Here is a 19926-nt window from a genome sequence, read left to right as displayed (position 1 = left end):
GCGGGTATCGGTCTTGGCGAAGTCACCCCAGGATCTTCACCAACCTCCACACGGCCGGGCAAGTCGGCCGTACTCAATCAACCCGGGACGCGGCCGCCCACCACAGCCGCACCTCCTTGTTCTCGTCCGTCGGCCGCAGCTCCCATCCCTGCGCGAGCGCGACTTCGGCGACGTACCACCCGCCGACCCCCCGGTAATGCCGCAGGGGTATCGCGCACTCCACGGGCGGCCGCGGCTTCTTCGGCTCGATCGGCTGGGAGGCCCGGGCGGTCCACTCGCCCACCACCTTCTCCACGCGCGCCCTGTAGTACGCGACGTCGCCCTCATGACGCAGCTCCGGCCAGGACACGCACCAGGAGGCCAGGCGCCCGACGCGGTCCAGCGCCCCGCCCATCGCGTCGAGGTAGCCGCGTTCGAGGGTCTTGCTGAAGGTCGTGACCACCTCCGCGAACATGCCGACGACGAAGAACACGGCCAGCACCGCCGCCCACAGCACACACACGACCGGGAACCACACCACACTGCCGGCGAACCGCAGGGCCAACTGCCACCGCGGCCGCGCGGGCCGGGCCGTCCAGGTCACCGGATCCTCGTACACGTCCATGACGTCCATGACGGGGAATCCTGCCGCAGGCATGACACGGGCCGGACGGATACCCCCGCCCGGCCCGGATCACCTTCACACGAGCTCTACTTGGTCACCGCGTCCAGCGCGTCCGCGATGCCCCAGCCGTAGAAGCCGTTGCGGTTCTTGGAGCCCTCGCACACCGCGTCGATCTTGCCGTCGCCGTTGATGTCGTACGGGTCCGTGCACGGCGTGGCGTCGGCCTCCGCGTACAGCAGGGCCTTCACCAGCGCCGGAGAGGCGTACGGGTGCGTCGACTTGATGAGCGCGGCGACGCCCGCGACGTGCGGGGAAGCCATCGACGTACCGGCCATGTAGCCCCACTTGCCGCCCGGCAGCGTGCCCAGGATGAGGCCGCTCGTGGCCGGCGCGTCCGGCTTCTGGTAGGCGGTCGAGTCGCCGCCCGGAGCGGCTATGTCGACGACGCCCAGCCCGTGGTTGGAGAAGGACGACTTGATGCCCTTCGCACCCGTCGAGGCCACCGTGACGACACCCGGCAGCTGCGTCGGGATGTCCAGGCACTCCGACGGGTCGACGACCCGGTCGCCCGGCGTCGTGTCGTTCGGGGACGACGGGTCGGTGATCTCGTCGGAGGCGAGGTCGTAGTTCTCGTTGCCCGCCGCGGCGACGTTGACCGCGCCCTTCTTCTCCGCGTACCGCGAGGCCCGGCCGACGGCCTCCACCAGCGCCTTCTGGTCCGGGTCGTTCTTGCAGTTGAAGTACCAGGGGTCCGTGTAATAGCTGTTGTTCGTCACGTCGACCCCGTGCTCGGCCGCCCACACGAAGCCGCAGACCACGGCCTCGGTGTAGAAGAAGCCGGCCGTGGTGGACACCTTGATGCCCGAGACCTTCACCCCGGGCGCGACACCCGTCATGCCGACGCCGTTCTTGGCGGCGGCGATCTCACCGGCGACATGGGTGCCGTGCGGGCTCTCCGCGGCGCTCGGCCGCCAGGCCCCGTCGGCCGTGTCCGGCTTGCCCGACACACAGTTGACCGACGCCTCGCGGTCGAAGTTGGGCGCGATGTCGGGATGGGTGTCGTCGACCCCGGTGTCGATCACGGCGACCGTGACCTTCTTGCTGCCCAGCGTCTTCTCGTGCGCCTTGTCCGCCTTGATGGCCGGCAGGTCCCACTGCTGGGGCTGGAGCGGGTCCTGCCCGGCGGGGGCGTCCGCCGCGGCGACCTCGGCCGCGCTCAGCACCTTCGGCGCGCCCAGGTCACCGGTCGACGCCGACGGGAGCGGCGCCGTGCGGGTGGCGCCCGCCGACTGCACGCCGCGCACCGTGCGGACGGTCTTGGCGAAGTCGGGGTTCGAGGAGTGGACGACGATCACGCCGATCTGGTCGTACGACGTCACGATCGTGCCGCCGGCCTTCACGACGGCCTTCTTCACGTACGCCGAAGTGCCGTGCCCCGGCTTGACGTTGACGACGTAGCTGAGCGGGGTCGCGTCGGCCTGGGCGGCCGCGGGGGCCGGGGCGTCCTCGGCGGCCGTGGCCGCGGTGTTCGGCAGGAACGCGAGGGCCGTGGCCATGGCCATCCCGGCCGGGATCGCGGCGGCGCGACGGTAGCGCGCGTACGGCGCAGTCATGGTGTCTCCAGTTCGTTCACGGTACGAGCTGATCTTGCGAGGGGTCCCGGTGAGCGGTCGGGTCACTTCACCGCGCGCAGCGCGTTGACGATGCCGTGCCCGTAGAAGCCGTTGAGGTGCTTGCCGCCCTGGCAGACCGCGTCCTGGGTGCCGTCGCCGTCCTGGTCGTAGGAGGTGGGGCAGGCGGTCTCGTCGGCCTGTGCCTTCAGCAGCGCCTGGAGCTGGGCCGGAGACGCCCAGGGGTGCTTGGACTTCAGCAGCGCGGCGACCCCGGAGGCGTGCGGCGAGGCCATCGAGGTGCCCTGCAGGAAGCCCCATGTGCCGCCCGGCAGGGTGGACAGGATGCGGCCGTCCTTCGAGGGCGTGTCCGGGATCTGGTAACGGCGGTCGCCACCCGGCGCGGCGACGTCCACGACGCCCTTGCCGTACGTCGAGAAGTACGACTTGACGCTGTCGACACCCGTCGAGCTCACCGTGACGACACCCGGCAGCTGGGTCGGCACGTCGAAGCACTCGTGCGGGTCGATGGTGCGCTCCACCGCGGTGGAGTCGTCGGGGCTGGAGTCGTCGACGATCGCGTCCGAGTCCAGGTCGTGGTTGGAGTTGCCCGCGGCGGCGACGTTGAGCGTGCCCTTCTTCTGGGCGTACAGCTGCGCCCGGTTGACCGCGTCGACGATGGCCCGCTGGTCCGGGTCGTCCATGCAGTTGTACAGCCACGGGTCGACGTAGTAGCTGTTGTTCGTGATCTCGACGCCGTGGTCGGCGGCGAACACGAACGCGCACACGACGCTCTCCGGGTAGAAGAGCCCGTTCGCCCGGTCGGTCACATTGATGCTGGACACCTTCACACCGGGAGCGACGCCCGCGACGCCCACGCCGTTGCGGGCGGCGGCTATCTCACCCGCGACGTGCGTGCCGTGGTAGTCCCCGGGGGTGTACGGACGCCAGGCGCCCTCGCTGGTGTCGGGCTTGCCGCCGGCGCAGTTGGCGGACTGGGACGCGGAGAAGTTCGGGGCGATGTCGGGGTGGGTGTCGTCCACGCCGGTGTCGATCACGGCGACGGTCACCTTGCGGCTGCCCGGGTTGATCTGCGCGGCCTTGGCGGCGCCGATCGCGCGCAGGTCCCACTGGTCCGCCTCGAGGGGCTCGCTCTCGGGCGTCTTCGCCGAGGCGGCCTCGGTGCGCTTCGCCTGGGCGCCCGTCAGATACTCGACCGCGCCCTCCTCCTTGGTCCCCGCGGCCGTCAGCGGCGTCGTCCGCGTGGCCCCCGCCGACTGCACGCCGCGCGCCGTGCGGATGGTCTCGGCGAAGCCGGCCTTCGAGGAGTGGACGACGATGACGCCGATCCGCTCGTACGTGGTCACGACCGAGCCGTCGGCCTTCGCAATCGCCTTCTTCACCGACGCGATCGTGTGGCGGTCCGCCTTGGTGTTGACGACGTAGGCCAGGTTCGGCGCGTCCGCCGTCCGGGTGGCCGGCTCCGCCTGCGGTGCCGCGGACGCGGCGGCCGGCAGAAAGCCCAGCGAGGCCGTCAGGGACAGTACGACGGGCACGGCGAGAGCGAGCCGGGGTCTGGAACGCAAGTGAGACATGGGGTCTCCACATCCTCCGGAAACGAAACCGGCCCGAGGCACAGGTGGTGCTCGGGCAGGTACATGACGTGGTGGTGCAGGGCGAAGCTATCCCGGCCTCTCGCTGGCCAGCAACGCTTTGTCGAAACGACTTCGGAAAGAACGCCGGGCGTTTGAACCGGTTCTCGCGTGCCGCCGTGACGTTGAACAAGGAGCGCGAGGACACTCGCCTCCGCCCCCGTTCACAACCGCTTCCGTCCCTGCGAGGAGACTCCGTGGCCGCCGACGCACCGCCCCCCTCGAAAGAACAACGCACACTCCCCTCACCCGAGGAGTTCACCGAGGTGCAGGAGAGCGCGGAGTTCGGTGAACTGCGCCGCTCCTACCGCTCCTTCGCCTTCCCGCTGACCGTCGGCTTCATCGCCTGGTACCTGCTGTACGTCCTGCTCTCGAACTACGCGGGCGGCTTCATGGGCACGAAGCTCTTCGGCAACATCAACGTCGCCTTCGTCCTCGGCGTCGCCCAGTTCATCACCACGTTCCTCATCGCCTGGTGGTACTCACGGCACGCCGCCGCGAAGCTCGACCCCAAGGCCGAGGCCATCAAGACCCGGATGGAGAGCGGCGCATGAGCCCCGTACAGCACACCTTCCTCGCCGCGAACGAGGCCAGCGAGCACCGCCCGCTGATCATCACCCTGTTCGCGCTGTTCGTCCTCGCGACCCTGGGCATCACCATCTGGGCGGGCCGCCAGACCAAGGACGCCGCCGACTTCTACGCCGGCGGCCGCCAGTTCAGCGCCTTCCAGAACGGTCTCGCCGTCTCCGGCGACTACATGTCCGCCGCCTCGTTCCTCGGCATCGCGGGCGCCATCGCCATCTTCGGCTACGACGGCTTCCTCTACTCCATCGGCTTCCTGGTCGCCTGGCTGGTCGCCCTGCTCCTGGTGGCCGAGCCGCTGAGGAACTCCGGCCGCTACACCATGGGCGACGTCCTCGCGTACCGCATGCGCCAGCGCCCGGTCCGCACCGCCGCCGGCACCTCCACCATCGTGGTGTCGATCTTCTACCTGCTGGCCCAGATGGCCGGCGCGGGCGTCCTCGTCTCGCTGCTGCTCGGCATCACCTCCGACGCCGGCAAGATCCTCATCGTCGCCCTCGTCGGCGTCCTGATGATCGTCTACGTCTCCATCGGCGGCATGAAGGGCACCACCTGGGTGCAGATGGTCAAGGCCGTGCTGCTCATCGGCGGCACCATCCTGATCACCTTCCTGGTGCTGCTGAAGTTCAACTTCAACATCTCCGACCTGCTCGGCCAGGCCGCCGAGAACAGCGGCAAGGGCGCCGCCTTCCTCGAGCCCGGCCTGCAGTACGGCGCGACCGGCACCTCCAAGCTGGACTTCATCTCCCTCGGCATCGCCCTGGTCCTCGGCACCGCCGGCCTGCCGCACATCCTCATCCGCTTCTACACGGTGCCCGACGCCAAGGCCGCCCGTAAGTCCGTGAACTGGGCCATCGGCATCATCGGCGGCTTCTACCTGATGACCATCGCCCTCGGCTTCGGCGCCGCCGCACTGATCTCCCAGGACGAGATCATCGCGTCCAACCCGTCCGGGAACACGGCCGCGCCCCTGCTCGCCCTGCATCTGGGCGGTGTCGACTCGACCTGGGGCGCGATCCTGCTCGCCACGATCTCGGCGGTGGCCTTCGCGACGATCCTCGCCGTCGTCGCCGGCCTCACCCTCGCCTCGTCGTCGTCCTTCGCGCACGACATCTACGCCAACGTCATCCGCAAGGGGAAGGCCTCCGGCGCCGAGGAGGTCCGCGCGGCCCGCTGGGCGACGCTGTTCATCGGCGTCGTCTCCATCGGCCTCGGCGCCCTCGCCCGCGACCTGAACGTGGCCGGCCTGGTCGCCCTCGCCTTCGCGGTCGCCGCCTCCGCCAACCTCCCGACGATCCTCTACAGCCTGTTCTGGAAGCGCTTCACCACCCAGGGCGCGCTGTGGTCGATCTACGGCGGTCTGATCGTCGCCGTCGGCCTGGTGCTGTTCTCGCCCGTCGTCTCCGGCGACCCCAAGGCGATGTTCCCCGAGGTCGACTTCGCCTGGTTCCCGCTGAAGAACCCGGGCATCATCTCCATCCCCTTCGGCTTCCTGATGGGCTGGCTCGGCACGATCCTGTCCAAGGAGGAGCCGGACGCCAAGAAGTACGCGGAGCTGGAGGTCCGGTCCCTGACCGGCACCGGAGCCCACTGAGCACGATCCCTCCCGCGCGGCCGTGTCGTAGGAACCTCCAGGTCCCTGCGGCCCGGCCGCGTTCCACGTCGTGGGATCGGGTCTGTGGTGTTGTCGGTGGGGTCACGTAGGCTCGCACATGGCGGAGAAGCAGTGCCGCACGCGTGATCCGCGACGAGGGAGGGGGCCCACGTGCTCATCGACACCTACGGCCGGGTGGCCACCGACCTGAGGGTCTCACTGACCGACCGGTGCAACCTGCGCTGTACGTACTGCATGCCCGAGGAGGGCCTGCAGTGGCTGGCCAAGCCGGATCTGCTCAACGACGACGAGATCGTCCGCCTGATCGACATCGCGGTCACGTCCCTCGGCATCGAGGAGGTCCGCTTCACCGGCGGCGAGCCGCTGCTGCGCCCGGGCCTGGTCGGCATCGTCGAGCGCGTGGCGGCGCTGGCCCCCCGCCCCCAGATGTCGCTGACGACCAACGGCATCGGCCTCAAGCGCACGGCCGCGGCCCTCAAGGAGGCGGGCCTGGACCGGGTCAACGTCTCCCTGGACACGCTCCGCCCTGACGTCTTCAAGACCCTCACCCGCCGCGACCGCCACAAGGACGTCCTCGAGGGCCTGCACGCCGCCCGCGACGTGGGCCTGACCCCGGTCAAGGTCAACTCCGTCCTGATGCCGGGGCTCAACGACGACGAGGCCCCCGACCTCCTCGCCTGGGCCGTGGAGCACGACTACGAGCTGCGCTTCATCGAGCAGATGCCCCTGGACGCCCAGCACGGCTGGAAGCGCGACGGCATGATCACGGCCGGGGACATCCTCGCCTCCCTGCGCACCCGCTTCGAACTGACCGCCGAGGGCGAGGAGAAGCGCGGCTCGGCACCGGCGGAGCGCTGGCTCGTCGACGGCGGCCCGCATGTCGTCGGCGTCATCGCCTCCGTCACCCGCCCCTTCTGCGCGGCCTGCGACCGCACCCGCCTCACGGCCGACGGCCAGGTCCGCACCTGCCTGTTCGCCCAGGAGGAGACCGACCTGCGCGCCGCGCTGCGCTCGGGCGCCGCGGACGAGGAGATCGCCCGCATCTGGCGTCTGGCGATGTGGGGTAAGAAGGCGGGAGCGGGCCTGGACGACCCGACATTCGTGCAGCCGACCAGGCCCATGTCGGCGATCGGTGGGTAGAGACACTCAGGGGCGCGTCAGGGGCGCGGGGCTGCAACCATGTGCGGCTCCGCCGCGTGAGCGCGACAAGCCACGACGCACCCGGAAGTGTCACACGTCCCGCGCTTCCCATTCCTTCAGAAGGACCACGTCCTTCAGGAACCCCCGCACCCCGAGGAACTGCGACAGATGCTCGCGATGCTCCTCACAGGCCAGCCACGTCTTGCGCCGCTCCGGCGTATGGATCTTCGGGTTGTTCCACGCCAGCACCCACACGGCATCGGCGCGGCAGCCCTTCGCGGAACAGATGGGCGTCTCGTCACTCACGGCTTCGTCTCACCACTGCACATCATCACGGCACAAAAGGCGACGCCGAGCAGCCACGGGGGGAGCTGCCCGGCGTCGGTCCGTCGCTCCGACGGGGGATGCGGAGCGCGTACGAAGTATGTCACGGGTAACCCCGAGCCCGGCACTGGAACAACATGATTGATCTGAGCTTTTCATGAGCTTGGCGGGAAGACGGCTTCCCTTCGCGAGACCTCGTGATCTCCCCGCGGGCGCCCCTACCGCTCGTGCGATTCGCTCCCCGCACCCGGCACCGGCCCGGACGCGGCCTCTTCCGGGACGGAATCCGCCGGCCCGTCACCGGAACCCGACGGCGGGATCATCGGACGCGGCTGCGACACGACGTACGTCGACGGCAGAGACGGCGCGTTCTCGCGCCCCGCGTTCGCGATCACCACCGCGATGTACGGCAGCACCAGCCCGAGCACCAACGCCACGATGGCGACGTGCCGTTCGACGTTCCACAACGTGGCCGCGAGGATCACGGAGATCGTGCGGACCGTCATCGAGATCACGTACCGGCGCTGCCGCCCGCGTACGTCCTCCTGGAGTCCCGTCCGGGCGCCGGTGATCCGGAATACCTGGACGTTGCCGCCGCCATGCCGCTTCCGCATCGCATTCCACCATCCGCCCGTATCGGACTGTCCCCGCCCCGTAGCCGTCCTCGGCCGGCCCGGGGAACCCGACCAGGACAGTTCCCACGGTACGCCGCGCCTGCGCCCGCTACGAGACCGGGTGGCGCACCACCAGGCCGAACGGTCCGCGTCGTCCCCCCGACGGCCCGCGTCGGCATGCGGCGTACGGTTCCCGGGCCGAGACTGGCCGTAGTGCTCACGTCGAGCCGCACGAGGAGGCAGTGATGGGCTGGTTGTGGGCGATCATCGTAGGACTGGTACTCGGCCTGATCGCCAAGGCGATCATTCCGGGCAAGCAACACCTTCCCCTGTGGCTGACCGTGATCCTGGGCATGATCGGCGGCATCGCCGGCAACGCCATCGCCCGGGCGGCCGGCGTCGACGCCACATCGGGGATCGACTGGTGGCGGCACGTCTTCCAGCTGGTGATGGCGATCATCCTGGTCGGTCTGGGCGACCGGGCCTGGGCGGCGGCCAGGACAGGCAGACGCAGTGCGTAACGGGGTGCACGGCGAAGGGGGCGGCCTCCACAACGGAGACCGCCCCCTTCCTCGTGCTCTCAGCCGCCCGTGACCTCGACCGCGGCCAGGTTCTTCTTGCCCCGGCGCAGCACCAGCCAGCGGCCGTGCAGCAGGTCCTCCTTGGCGGGGACGGCGTCCTCGCCGGCGACCTTGACGTTGTTCACGTAGGCGCCGCCCTCCTTGACCGTGCGCCGCGCGGCCGACTTGCTGGCCACCAGGCCGACCTCGGCGAAGAGGTCCACGGCCGGGCCGAGCTCGGCGACCTGGATGTGCGGCACCTCCGACAGGGCCGCGGCCAGCGTCCGCTCGTCCAGCTCCGCCAGCTCGCCCTGGCCGAAGAGGGCCTTGGACGCGGCGATCACGGCGGCCGTCTGGTCGGCGCCGTGCACCAGCGTCGTCAGCTCCTCGGCCAGCGCGCGCTGCGCGGCCCTGGCCTGCGGACGCTCCTCGGTCTGCCGCTCCAGCTCCTCCAGCTCCTCCCGGGAGCGGAAGGACAGGATGCGCATGTAGCGGGAGACGTCCCGGTCGTCCACGTTCAGCCAGAACTGGTAGAACGCGTACGGCGTCGTCATCTCCGGATCCAGCCAGACGGCGCCGCCCTCGGTCTTGCCGAACTTGGTGCCGTCCGCCTTCGTCATCAGCGGCGTCGCCAGCGCGTGCACGGTGGCGTCCGGCTCCAGGCGGTGGATCAGGTCCAGGCCCGCCGTGAGGTTGCCCCACTGGTCGCTGCCGCCCTGCTGCAGCGTGCAGCCGTAGCGCCGGTACAGCTGGAGGAAGTCCATGCCCTGCAGCAGCTGGTAGCTGAACTCCGTGTAGCTGATGCCCTCGGAGGACTCCAGGCGCCGGGCCACGGAGTCCTTCGTCAGCATCTTGTTGACGCGGAAGTGCTTGCCGATGTCACGGAGGAACTCGATCGCGGAGAGGTTCTCCGTCCAGTCGAGGTTGTTGACCATGACGGCCGCGTTCTCGCCCTCGAAGTCCAGGAACGGCTCGATCTGGGCGCGCAGCTTGGCGACCCAGCCGGTGACCGTCTCCGGGTCGTTCAGCGTGCGCTCCGCGGTCGGGCGGGGGTCGCCGATCAGGCCCGTGGCACCGCCGACCAGCGCCAGCGGCCGGTGACCGGCCTGCTGGAGCCGGCGCACGGTGAGCACCTGCACCAGGTGCCCCACGTGCAGCGACGGCGCCGTCGGGTCGAAACCGCAATAGAACGTGACGGGACCGTCCGCGAGCGCCTTGCGCAAAGCGTCCTCGTCAGTGGACAGGGCGAACAGCCCGCGCCACTTCAGCTCGTCGACGATGTCCGTCACGGTTCTCGTATCTCCTTGAGTGGGCTCGTAATCAGGTACGAGGTTATACGCCCTGGCTGACAGAGCTCATATTGAAGTCGGGCACCCGCAGGGCCGGCATCGCGGCCCTGGTGAACCAGTCGCTCCATTCCCGCGGCAGCGTCTTCTCGGTCCGCCCCGCCTCCGTGGCCCGGCCCAGCACCCCGACCGGCGACTCGTTGAACCGGAAGTTGTTCACCTCACCCGTCACCTCGCCGTTCTCGACCAGGTAGACGCCGTCCCGGGTCAGACCGGTGAGCAGCAGCGACGCCGGGTCGACCTCGCGGATGTACCACAGGCAGGTCAGCAGCAGCCCCCGCTCGGTACGCGCGACCATCTCCTCCAGGGAGCGGTCCTCACCCCCGTCCAGGATGATGTTGTCGATCCCCGGGGCCACCGGCAGGCCGGTCAGGGCCGCGCTGTGCCTGCTGGTCGTCAGATGCCGCAGCTCGCCCTCGCGCATCCACTCGGTGGCCGCCAGCGGCAGTCCGTTGTCGAACACCGACTGGTCGCCCCCGGAGGAGTGCGCGATCACGAAGGGCGCCGACTCCAGGCCCGGCTCGTTCGGGTCGCTGCGCAGGGTCAGCGGCAGGTCGGTCAGCTTCTCGCCGACCCGCGTGCCCCCGCCCGGCTTGGAGAACACCGTGCGGCCCTCGACCGCGTCCCGGCCCGACGCCGACCACATCAGGTAGATCAGCAGGTCCGCCACGGCCGTCGGCGGCAGCAGCGTCTCGTACCGCCCCGCGGGCAGCTCCACCCGCCGCTCGGCCCACCCCAGGCGCACGGCCAGCTCCGCGTCCAGGGCCGCCGGGTCGACGTCCTTGAAGTCCCGGGTGGAGCGCCCGGCCCACGCGGACCGGGTCCGGTCCGGTGACTTGGCGTTCAGCTCCAGCGTCCCGTTCGGCTGGTCGTGCCGCAGCCGCAGCCCGGTGGACGTGCCGACGTACGTGGACACCAGCTCGTGGTTGGCGAAGCCGTACAGCTCGCGGCCGCCCGCACGCGCGCGTGCGAAGGCCTCGCCGAGGGCGGGAGCGAAGTCCGCGAACACGGCGGAGGAGGTCTCGACGGGCGCCTCCGTGAACTCCGGCGCCTGCGGCACGCCCGTGACCAGCGGCTGCGCGTCCTCGGCGGGCCCGGCGCCGCGCGCGGCGGCCTCGGCGGCCCGCACCAGCGGCTCCAGCTCGTCGGCGGTCACGGCGGACCGCGACACGACCCCCGAGGCCGTGCCCTCCTTGCCGTCGACCGTGGCGACGACGGTGAGCGTGCGCCCACGGGTGACGCCGTTCGTGGTCAGCGCGTTGCCCGCCCAGCGCAGGTTCGCGGTGGACTGCTCGTCGGCGATGACGACACAGCCGTCGGCCCGGGACAGTTCGAGGGCCCGCTCGACGACCTCGTGCGGCTTGCTGGAACGCGCGCTCATCGACCGGCCTCCTGGGTCGTGTTCAGAATGTTGACGCCCTTGAACAGGGCCGACGGGCAGCCGTGCGAGACGGCCGCGACCTGCCCCGGCTGGGCCTTGCCGCAGTTGAAGGCGCCGCCGAGCACATAGGTCTGCGGCCCGCCCACCGCGGACATCGAGCCCCAGAAGTCGGTGGTCGTCGCCTGGTAGGCGACATCGCGCAGCTGACCGGCGAGCCGCCCGTTCTCGATGCGGTAGAAGCGCTGACCGGTGAACTGGAAGTTGTAGCGCTGCATGTCGATCGACCAGGACCGGTCGCCGACGACATAGATGCCGCGCTCCACGCCCCCGATCAGGTCCTCGGTCGACATCCCGGCCGGGTCCGGCCGCAACGACACGTTCGCCATGCGCTGCACCGGCACGTGCCCGGGGGAGTCGGCGTAGGCGCAGCCGTTGGACCGCTCGAAGCCGGTCAGCTTCGCGATCCGCCGGTCCAGCTGGTAGCCGACGAGCGTGCCGTCCTTGACCAGGTCCCAGGACTGGCCCTGGACGCCCTCGTCGTCGTAGCCGATGGTGGCCAGGCCGTGCTCGGCGGTGCGGTCGCCGGTGACGTTCATCAGCTCCGAGCCGTAGCGCAGCTTGCCGAGCTGGTCGAAGGTGGCGAAGGAGGTGCCGGCGTACGCGGCCTCGTAGCCGAGCGCCCGGTCGAGCTCGGTGGCGTGCCCGATGGACTCGTGGATGGTCAGCCACAGGTTGGACGGGTCGACGACCAGGTCGTACAGGCCCGGCTCCACGCTCGGCGCCCGCATCTTCTCGGCGAGCAGCTCCGGGATCCGCTCCAGCTCGCCCGCCCAGTCCCAGCCGGTGCCCGTCAGGTACTCCCAGCCGCGTCCCACCGGCGGCGCGAGGGTGCGCATGGAGTCGAACTCGCCGCTCGACTCGTCCACCGACACGGCGTTGAACACCGGGTGCAGCCGCACCCGCTGCTGGGTGGTCACCGTCCCCGCGGTGTCGGCGTAGAACTTGTTCTCGTGGACCGTGAGCAGGGAGGAGTCGACGTGGTCGACGCCGTCGGCCGCCAGCAGCCGGGCGCTCCACTCCGCGATCAGCCCGGCCTTCTCCTCGTCGGGCACGGAGAAGGGGTCGGTCTCGTACGACGAGATCCAGGTCTTCTCGGCGTGCACCGGCTCGTCGGCCAGCTCCACCCTCCCCCACTGCCCGAAAGGCGTGGGAGGTGCCCCCACGTCCGACCCGGCCGCCCTGATCACCTGGGCGGACAGCTTGGCCATCGCCACGGCCTGCCCGGCGACCCGGGCGGCGGCGTCCATGGTGAGGTCGACGCCGGACGCGAAACCCCACGTACCGCCGTGCACCACCCGCACCGCGTACCCGAGGTCGGTGGTGTCCGACGACCCGGCGGGCTTGGCGTCCCGGAACCGCCAGGAGGCGCCCCGCACCCGCTCGAACCGGAAGTCCGCGTGCTCGGCGCCCAGCGCACGCGCGCGTGCGAGGGCCGCGTCGGCGAGGGCGCGTAGGGGGAGGGCCGTGAAGGCCTCGTCGATGGTATGAGGCACCGCCGTCTCTTTCTGTCGAGGTGACCGTGGTTGCCGTACGTCGTGACTGCTCCGATCATGTCGTCCATCCCGCGCGCGGGCCACGAGTTTCCGGAGCGGGGCCGGCGGGTTTCTGTAGGGACCCGACAGTGAGTCCCGTACGCCACTGTCGGTGCCCGATTGTCCGCGGGCGTGCCCGGACCGATAGGTTTTCGAGGAAGCCGCCTGTCATCACCGCCTGTCGTCCAGGCCGCCGGGCGGGTATCTGACCGCTATCGAAAGGGTGATCCGTTGAGCCGCTCGGTTCTCGTCACCGGAGGCAACCGGGGCATCGGCCTCGCCATCGCCCGCGCTTTCGCCGATGCCGGCGACAAGGTCGCCATCACGTACCGCTCGGGTGAGCCGCCGGCCGGCTTCTTGGCCGTCAAGTGCGACATCACCGACACCGAGCAGGTGGAGCAGGCCTACAAGGAGATCGAGGAGGCCCACGGCCCCGTCGAGGTCCTCGTCGCCAACGCCGGCATCACCAAGGACCAGCTCCTGATGCGCATGTCCGAGGAGGACTTCACCTCGGTCATCGACACCAACCTCACCGGCACCTTCCGCGTCGTCAAGCGCGCCAACCGCGGCATGCTGCGCGCCAAGAAGGGCCGCGTGGTGCTCATCTCGTCGGTCGTCGGTCTGTACGGCGGCCCCGGCCAGTCGAACTACGCCGCCTCCAAGGCCGCCCTGGTCGGCTTCGCGCGCTCCCTCGCCCGTGAGCTGGGCTCGCGCAACCTCACCTTCAACGTCGTCGCGCCCGGCTTCGTCGACACCGACATGACCAAGGCGCTCACCGACGAGCAGCGCGAGAACATCGTGAAGCAGGTCCCGCTCGGCCGGTACGCGCAGCCGGAGGAGATCGCCGCGACGGTGCGGTTCCTCGCCTCGGACGACGCCTCGTACATCACTGGAGCCGTCATCCCCGTTGACGGCGGACTGGGAATGGGTCACTGATCACCATGAGCGGAATTCTCGAGGGCAAGCGCATCCTGATCACGGGTGTGCTGACGGAGTCCTCCATCGCCTTCCACACCGCCAAGCTGGCCCAGGAGCAGGGCGCCGAGATCATCCTCACGGCGTTCCCGCGGCCCACACTGACCGAGCGCATCGCCAAGAAGCTCCCGAAGCCCACCAAGGTCATCGAGCTGGACGTCACCAACGACGAGCACCTCGGGCGGCTCGCCGACATCGTCGGCGAGGAGCTCGGCGGCCTCGACGGCGTCGTGCACTCCATCGGCTTCGCCCCGCAGGACGCGCTGGGCGGCAACTTCCTCAACACGCCGTTCGAGTCGGTCGCCACGGCCATGCACGTCTCGGCGTACTCCCTGAAGTCGCTCACCATGGCCTGCCTGCCGCTGATGCAGAACGGCGGCTCCGTCGTCGGTCTGACGTTCGACGCGCAGTTCGCCTGGCCGCAGTACGACTGGATGGGCCCGGCCAAGGCCGCCCTGGAGGCCACCAGCCGCTACATGGCCCGCGACCTGGGCAAGCAGAACATCCGCTGCAACCTGGTCTCGGCCGGTCCGCTCGGCTCCATGGCCGCCAAGTCCATCCCGGGCTTCAGCGAGCTGGCCTCCGTGTGGGACGACCGCTCCCCGCTGGAGTGGGACCTGAAGGACCCCGAGCCGGCCGGGCGCGGTGTCGTCGCCCTGCTGAGCGACTGGTTCCCCAAGACCACGGGCGAGATCGTCCATGTGGACGGCGGTCTGCACGCCATCGGAGCCTGATCTCCCGTACGTCCTCGACGCCCCGTTTCCCGCCGCGCGCGGGGAGCGGGGCGTCACCCGTTCGGCTCAGCCGACCGGGCGGGGGAGGCCCACAACTGGGCACTCTGGAGTAGGCGTTCACCATCCGAGTCCCTCCCCAGCACGGCCGAGGAGGTCCCCTTGTGCGCTTGTCCCGCCGAACGGCCTCAGTGTCCCTCGCCGTCGCGCTCGTGCTGACCCTGGCGTACGAGGCGGTGCCGCACGCGCGCGTGCCCGCCGGTTCCGGCGAACGGGAGTCCGCCGATCCCTTCGGGGCCGCGTGCCGGATCCGCGTGACCGGCTCCAAGGTGACCGCGTACTGCCACAACCCCTACCCGGAGCCCGACCATGTGAGCCTGCACGTCGAGTGCGCCCGCTGGTGGGACATCGACACCGACAGCTCACCGATCGAGGCCGGGCCCGCGCAGACCGTGCGGCTGACGGGACGGTGCTGGAAAGAGGTCGGCGACGTGTGGGTCAGCCACCGGCGGGAGAGCTGAGCCGGGGGGCGGTGTCAGTCAGTGTCGGTCACGGGTGGGGGAGGTGAGCCCGGCGGCTGGTGTCAGTCGTCGGTGGGGGAGGTGACGCCGCCCAGCCGGCACAGGAACGGGTAGCGGGCCGCCTCCGCCGCGGCCATGTCCGCCTCGCCCGCGCGGACCGCCTCCAGCAGCCGCCCGTGGTCCATGTGCGTCTCCGGCGTCAGCTCCTCGCCGACGTCCTCGCGCAGCCAGTCCCGCAGCACCTCGCCCAGGTCCGCGTACATGGCCGTCATCACGTCGTTGTGGGACGCGGAGACCACGGCCAGGTGGAACGTCGCGTCCGCGGTCACGAACGCCTCCTTGTCGCCCGACTCCCAGGCCTCCTCGCGCCGCAGCAGCAGCGCGTCGAGCTGCTTGAGGTCCTTCTCCGTACGCCGCTCGGCGGCCAGCCGTGCGGCGGCCGACTCCAGCGTGGAGCGCAGCTCGGCGATGTGCCGGGGGTCGGCCTCGGCGAACCGCCGCTGCATCACGCCGGCCAGCTCGCTCGTCGCCACGACGTACGTGCCGGAACCCTGGCGGATGTCCAGCAGGCCGTTGTGTGACAGGGCACGGACGGCCTCACGGACCGTGTTGCGGGCGACGCCCAGCTGCTCGACCAGTTCCGGCTCGGTCGGGATCCGGGAGCCGACCGGCCACTCGCCCGAGGTGATCTGGGCCCGCAGCGCGGCGATGACCTGCTCGGACAGGGCCGAGCGGCGGGGATGGCTCAAGGGCATGGCACACCTTCGCACGAACGGGCCGCCCGGGGGCAGCCGAGGAGTGGACCGTCAATCATCCTATGATTCTATGATGGGCCTCATGCCGAGTGAGGAAATCCGGACGATGACGCCCCCGACCGTACGCAGCTCGGCCGCGCACGACGCCGGGAAAGCCGGCGGCGCGTCCACGCGCGCGTGGACGATGCGAATGCTCGTCCTCGGGATCGTGCTGTCCGCGCTGAACCTCCGCCCCGCCATCACCAGCCTCGGCGCCCTCCTGGAGGAGGTCCGCGACGGGCTCGGCATGAGCGGCAGCGTGGCCGGGCTGCTCACCTCCGTGCCGCCGCTGTGCTTCGCCGTCTTCGGCGTCATGGCCCCGCGGCTCGCCCGCCGGTTCGGGGCCGGCGCGGTGGTGTGCGCCGGCATGGTCGCCATCGCCACCGGCCTCTTGATACGGCCGTACGCGGGCGGCACGGCCGGCTTCCTGGCGGGCAGCGCCCTGGCCCTCATGGGCATCGCGGTCAGCAACGTGCTGATGCCGGTCATCGTCAAGCACTGGTTCCCCGACCGCGTGGGGTCCATGACCGGCCTGTACTCCATGGCCCTCGCCCTCGGCACGTCCCTCGCGGCCGCGGTGACGGTCCCCCTGACCGACGCCCTCGGCGGCAGCTGGCAGACGGGCCTGGCCCTGTGGGCGGGGATCGCCGTGGCGGCCGTGCTGCCGTGGCTGCCCTTCGTCCGGGGACGCGTCACGCCCCCCGGGGCGGGGGAGCAGGCCGCGGACGCCGCCACCGGCGGTGACGCCTCTGCCGGTGACCCGTCCGCACGGGACCGGGACGAGGTGGCGGCACGGACGCAGGGCTCCACCCCCGCGGAGCACGCGCGCGTGGAGGTGCCCCGGCTGCGCATGGCCCGCAGCCGCACCGCCTGGGCCCTGGCCGTCTTCTTCGGCCTCCAGGCCACCGCCGCCTACATCACGATGGGCTGGATGGCACAGATCTTCCGGGACGCCGGTGTCCCCGCCGGCACCGCGGGCCTGCTGCTGGCGGTCACCATGGTGATGGGCGTGCCCCTGGCCTTCGTCATACCCCGCCTGGCCACCCGGCTGCCCCACCAGGGCCCGATCGTGCTCGCCCTGGGCGTCTGCGGCCTCGTCGGCTACGCCGGGCTGTACCTCGCACCCGCCGCCGGCGCCTGGGCCTGGGCCGTGCTGCTCGGCGTCGCCAACTGCGCCTTCCCGCTCGCCCTGACCATGGTCGGCATGCGGGCCAGGACCGGCCCCGGGGTCGCCCAGCTGTCGGCGTTCGCGCAGAGCACCGGCTACCTCATCTCCATCCCCGGCCCGCTCCTGGTGGGCGTCCTCTACCAGCACAGCGGCGGCTGGGGCCTGCCGATCGCGCTGATGAGCGCCCTGATGATCCCGCAGATGGTCGTCGGCTTCCTGGCCGGACGCGACCGCACCGTGGAGGACGAGGCCGCCCGCTGAGCCCTTGCCCCGGGCAGCGGTTCCCACCCCGGGGCGCCCCGCCGGTACGGGGGGTGGGAGACTGGCGCCATGCCAGTGCTCGACCCGAACCCCCAGCACGGTCAGAAGAAGATGCTGCTCGTCTTCGGCGCCTTCTTCGCGATCTTCATCGTCATCGCCGTCATCGCGACCATCGCCTCCCCATGACCCGCGCTCGCGCGGCCCGTGGTGGGGCTGGCCCCCCTGTCCCCTAGGGGGTGAGGGTCAGGGTCAAGTGGGTGGATCACCGGATGGGTTGGCAGCCGTGGATTCCGTAGCTTCGAGTGTGTGACCGCGAGCCGGTCACCGACCACTCGAAGAGCGGAGGCACCCATGTCGGCCCCTACGCACACGCGGCCCCACCCGGCGACCCGGGCCGGTGCCGCCGGCCGGCTGCCCTGGTGGGCTCTCGCCCTGCCCGTGCCGGCCTTCATCGCACTGCTCGCCCTGATCCTGAACCCGTCCGACGCCCACGCCGCCACGGGCGACCCCGCGATCACCCGGCTCTTCGAGTACGTGCAGCAGCTGATGACCCGCTGATCACGGACGAACACCGTGGTCAACTCCCTGCGCCCTGTGGCGTGTTTCATGCGAAGCTGGATCTCATGAGCGTCGCAGAATCCCGCACGATTGTCCTCTTCCGCCATGCGAAAGCCGACTGGCCACAGGTCACGGATCACGAGCGTCCGCTCGCCGACCGGGGCCGAATGGACGCGGCGGAGGCCGGGCGTAGGCTGGCCGACACCGGTATCGCCTTCGACCTGGCCCTGTGCTCCACCGCGGTCCGGACCCGGGAGACCTGGAAGCTCGCAGTCCAGGAGTTCCCGCAGCGGCCGAAAACCGTCTATGAGGAGCGGATCTACGAGGCCTCGCCGGGCGAGCTGATCGCCCTGCTCAACGAGACCCCCGACGAGGTGCGGAACATCCTCATGATCGGGCACAACCCGGGCATCCAGGGCCTCGCCGAGGTCCTGGCGGGCTCGGGCGAGGAGGAGGCCCGCGAGCGGATGACCCGCCGCGGCTTCCCGGCCGCCGCCTTCGCCGTGCTGTCGTTCGGCGGCCCGTGGAAGAGCCTGGAGCCGCGCGTGGCCGAGCTGCGGGACTACTGGGCCCCGGCCGAGTGACGATCTCCGCGTGAACAGGGCCCGGCGCCGGTGCGGCGCCGGCCCGTTCCCGACCGACCGGTTCAGTCGATGTCGAGGGTGTCCGCCGCCTCGACCTCTTCGCGCGTGACGCCCAGCAGGTACAGGACCGTGTCGAGGAAGGGGAAGTTCACCGCGGCGTGCGCGGCCTCGCGCACCACCGGCTTGGCGTTGAAGGCGACACCCAGACCGGCCGCGTTCAGCATGTCCAGGTCGTTGGCACCGTCACCGATCGCCACGGTCTGCGACAGCGGCACCCCCGCCTCCGCGGCGAACCGGCGCAGCAGCCGGGCCTTGCCCGCGCGGTCGACGATCTCGCCGGTGACCTTGCCCGTCAGCCTGCCGTCGACGATCTCCAAGGTGTTGGCGTGGGCGAAGTCCAGCCCCAGGCGCTCCTTCAGATCGTCCGTGACCTGGGTGAACCCGCCCGAGACGACACCGACTTGGTAGCCGAGCCGCTTCAGCGTACGGATCAGGGTGCGGGCGCCGGGCGTCAGCCGCACCTCGCTGCGCACCTTGTCCACGACCGAGGCGTCCAGCCCCTCCAGCAGGGCCACGCGGGCGTGCAGGGACTGCTCGAAGTCCAGCTCCCCGCGCATCGCGGCCGCCGTCACCTCGGCGACCTTGTCCTCGCAGCCGGCGTGCGCGGCGAACAGCTCGATGACCTCGTCCTGGATCAGCGTCGAGTCGACGTCCATGACGACCAGGCGCTGCGCACGCCGGTACAGGCCGGCGGCGACCACCGCCACGTCGATGCCGAGCCGCGCGGCGTCCGTCACCAGGGCGGTGCGCAGCGGTTCGGTCTCCACGCCGGAGACGGCGAACTCCACGGCGGTCACGGGGTACTTGGCGAGCCGGAAGATACGGTCGATGTTGCCGCCGGTCTTCGTGATCCGGGCGGCGATCGCGGCCGTCGCCTCGGCGGTGAGCGGGTGCCCGAGCACGGTGACCAGGGAGCGGCCCAGCCCGCGCGGGCGGTTGTCGCCGAGGCCGGAGATGATCTCCGCCTGCATCTTCATCGACTCGGCCCAGCTGTGGACCGTCGACCGCAGATCTCCCTCCAGCCCGGGAGGCGGCTCGGTCACGAGCGCGCACAGCACCATCCGGCCACGGGTGACGACCTGCTCGATGTCGACGACGTCGACGGAGTAGGCGGCGAGGGTGTCGAAGAGCCCGGCGGTGATGCCCGGCCTGTCCTTGCCGAAGATCTTCACAAGGAGGGTGGGGACGTCGGCAGGGACGTCGGAAGACGAGGTCTGCGAAGCGCTCATGGTGGTTCCACCGTATCCGGCGGGC

The 19926-nt window shown here is 70.7% G+C and carries 21 protein-coding genes; 11 read left to right on the top strand and 10 right to left on the bottom strand.

The window, feature by feature from the left end; translation table 11 throughout:
• Nucleotides 1-73: 73 nt before the first annotated feature.
• The 3 genes from IGS69_RS06940 to IGS69_RS06930 form a co-directional block, all read right to left on the bottom strand.
• Nucleotides 74-613, bottom strand: a complete 540-nt coding sequence (locus IGS69_RS06940; protein WP_232543450.1) for a hypothetical protein — start codon at nt 611-613, stop codon at nt 74-76.
• Nucleotides 614-690: 77 nt separating this feature from the next.
• Nucleotides 691-2217, bottom strand: a complete 1527-nt coding sequence (locus IGS69_RS06935; protein WP_190897741.1) for a S8 family peptidase — start codon at nt 2215-2217, stop codon at nt 691-693.
• Nucleotides 2218-2279: 62 nt separating this feature from the next.
• Nucleotides 2280-3809: a S8 family peptidase gene (locus IGS69_RS06930; RefSeq protein ID WP_190897739.1), complete on the bottom strand. Its 1530-nt coding sequence runs from the start codon at nt 3807-3809 to the stop codon at nt 2280-2282.
• A gap of 254 nt (nt 3810-4063) precedes the next feature.
• Between IGS69_RS06930 and IGS69_RS06925 the strand changes: the two genes are divergently transcribed.
• The 3 genes from IGS69_RS06925 (at nt 4064) to moaA (ending at nt 7203) form a co-directional block, all read left to right on the top strand.
• Nucleotides 4064-4420 carry a DUF485 domain-containing protein gene (locus tag IGS69_RS06925; RefSeq protein WP_190897738.1) on the top strand — a complete coding sequence of 119 codons (357 nt, stop codon included), beginning with the start codon at nt 4064-4066 and terminating at the stop codon, nt 4418-4420.
• Nucleotides 4417-6042, top strand: a complete 1626-nt coding sequence (locus IGS69_RS06920; RefSeq protein WP_190897737.1) for a solute symporter family protein — start codon at nt 4417-4419, stop codon at nt 6040-6042. Before IGS69_RS06925 ends, IGS69_RS06920 begins: the two co-directional genes overlap by 4 nt.
• 171 nt (nt 6043-6213) lie before the next feature.
• Nucleotides 6214-7203: a GTP 3',8-cyclase MoaA gene (moaA, locus tag IGS69_RS06915; RefSeq protein WP_190897736.1), complete on the top strand. Its 990-nt coding sequence runs from the start codon at nt 6214-6216 to the stop codon at nt 7201-7203.
• A 90-nt stretch (nt 7204-7293) separates the two neighbouring features.
• Here the strand turns inward: moaA and IGS69_RS06910 are convergent, their stop codons facing one another.
• Entirely contained in the window at nt 7294-7509 is a 216-nt protein-coding gene (locus IGS69_RS06910) for a hypothetical protein (protein WP_190897735.1), read from the bottom strand.
• A 236-nt stretch (nt 7510-7745) separates the two neighbouring features.
• Nucleotides 7746-8141, bottom strand: coding sequence for a DUF3099 domain-containing protein (locus tag IGS69_RS06905; RefSeq protein WP_190897734.1), 396 nt, complete (start codon nt 8139-8141; stop codon nt 7746-7748).
• 245 nt (nt 8142-8386) lie between these two features.
• Here IGS69_RS06905 and IGS69_RS06900 point away from each other — a divergent pair, with 245 nt between their 5' ends.
• Entirely contained in the window at nt 8387-8662 is a 276-nt protein-coding gene (locus IGS69_RS06900) for a GlsB/YeaQ/YmgE family stress response membrane protein (protein WP_190897733.1), read from the top strand.
• Between the two features lie 59 nt (nt 8663-8721).
• Here the strand turns inward: IGS69_RS06900 and tyrS are convergent, their stop codons facing one another.
• From tyrS to IGS69_RS06885, 3 genes are read right to left on the bottom strand one after another with little or no spacing between them, the layout of a single operon-like run.
• Nucleotides 8722-9990 (bottom strand): tyrosine--tRNA ligase, encoded by a 1269-nt coding sequence (gene tyrS, locus IGS69_RS06895; protein WP_190897732.1) that lies wholly within the window; start codon nt 9988-9990, stop codon nt 8722-8724.
• Nucleotides 9991-10033: 43 nt separating this feature from the next.
• The gene (locus IGS69_RS06890) at nt 10034-11428 is read right to left on the bottom strand and encodes a metallopeptidase TldD-related protein (RefSeq protein ID WP_190897731.1); all 1395 of its coding nucleotides are present in this window, start codon (nt 11426-11428) and stop codon (nt 10034-10036) included.
• Nucleotides 11425-12981, bottom strand: a complete 1557-nt coding sequence (locus IGS69_RS06885; protein WP_190897730.1) for a TldD/PmbA family protein — start codon at nt 12979-12981, stop codon at nt 11425-11427. Before IGS69_RS06885 ends, IGS69_RS06890 begins: the two co-directional genes overlap by 4 nt.
• Before the next feature lie 270 nt (nt 12982-13251).
• Here IGS69_RS06885 and fabG point away from each other — a divergent pair, with 270 nt between their 5' ends.
• The 3 genes from fabG to IGS69_RS06870 all read left to right on the top strand — a co-directional run bounded on the left by fabG (nt 13252) and on the right by IGS69_RS06870 (nt 15247).
• Nucleotides 13252-13956 (top strand): 3-oxoacyl-[acyl-carrier-protein] reductase, encoded by a 705-nt coding sequence (gene fabG, locus IGS69_RS06880; protein ID WP_190897729.1) that lies wholly within the window; start codon nt 13252-13254, stop codon nt 13954-13956.
• 5 nt (nt 13957-13961) lie between these two features.
• A complete protein-coding gene (fabI, locus tag IGS69_RS06875) occupies nt 13962-14729 on the top strand; it encodes an enoyl-ACP reductase FabI (RefSeq protein ID WP_031104170.1) in 768 nt (255 codons plus the stop codon).
• Nucleotides 14730-14890: 161 nt separating this feature from the next.
• Nucleotides 14891-15247, top strand: a complete 357-nt coding sequence (locus IGS69_RS06870) for a hypothetical protein (protein WP_190897728.1) — start codon at nt 14891-14893, stop codon at nt 15245-15247.
• A 62-nt stretch (nt 15248-15309) separates the two neighbouring features.
• On the opposite strand, the gene IGS69_RS06865 is transcribed toward IGS69_RS06870, so the two are convergent.
• Nucleotides 15310-16002 carry a FadR/GntR family transcriptional regulator gene (locus IGS69_RS06865; RefSeq protein ID WP_190897727.1) on the bottom strand — a complete coding sequence of 231 codons (693 nt, stop codon included), beginning with the start codon at nt 16000-16002 and terminating at the stop codon, nt 15310-15312.
• A gap of 70 nt (nt 16003-16072) precedes the next feature.
• Here IGS69_RS06865 and IGS69_RS06860 point away from each other — a divergent pair, with 70 nt between their 5' ends.
• The 4 genes from IGS69_RS06860 to IGS69_RS06850 all read left to right on the top strand — a co-directional run bounded on the left by IGS69_RS06860 (nt 16073) and on the right by IGS69_RS06850 (nt 18612).
• On the top strand, nt 16073-17470 hold the full coding sequence (locus IGS69_RS06860; protein WP_190897725.1) for a CynX/NimT family MFS transporter: 1398 nt from the start codon (nt 16073-16075) through the stop codon (nt 17468-17470).
• Between the two features lie 69 nt (nt 17471-17539).
• Nucleotides 17540-17656 carry an SGM_5486 family transporter-associated protein gene (locus tag IGS69_RS34955; protein WP_097215821.1) on the top strand — a complete coding sequence of 39 codons (117 nt, stop codon included), beginning with the start codon at nt 17540-17542 and terminating at the stop codon, nt 17654-17656.
• Between the two features lie 165 nt (nt 17657-17821).
• Nucleotides 17822-18028, top strand: a complete 207-nt coding sequence (locus tag IGS69_RS06855; RefSeq protein WP_190897724.1) for a hypothetical protein — start codon at nt 17822-17824, stop codon at nt 18026-18028.
• Between the two features lie 65 nt (nt 18029-18093).
• Nucleotides 18094-18612: a SixA phosphatase family protein gene (locus IGS69_RS06850; RefSeq protein ID WP_190897723.1), complete on the top strand. Its 519-nt coding sequence runs from the start codon at nt 18094-18096 to the stop codon at nt 18610-18612.
• Nucleotides 18613-18674: 62 nt separating this feature from the next.
• Here IGS69_RS06850 and serB read toward each other — a convergent pair whose 3' ends face one another.
• Nucleotides 18675-19901 (bottom strand): phosphoserine phosphatase SerB, encoded by a 1227-nt coding sequence (gene serB / locus IGS69_RS06845; protein ID WP_190897722.1) that lies wholly within the window; start codon nt 19899-19901, stop codon nt 18675-18677.
• Nucleotides 19902-19926: the final 25 nt, after the last annotated feature.

This window comes from Streptomyces tuirus, assembly GCF_014701095.1.
GTDB classification, from domain to species: Bacteria; Actinomycetota; Actinomycetes; order Streptomycetales; family Streptomycetaceae; genus Streptomyces; species Streptomyces tuirus.
Note: the sequence above shows the minus strand (reverse complement) of the source record. Positions and strands in the feature narration are given on the sequence as shown.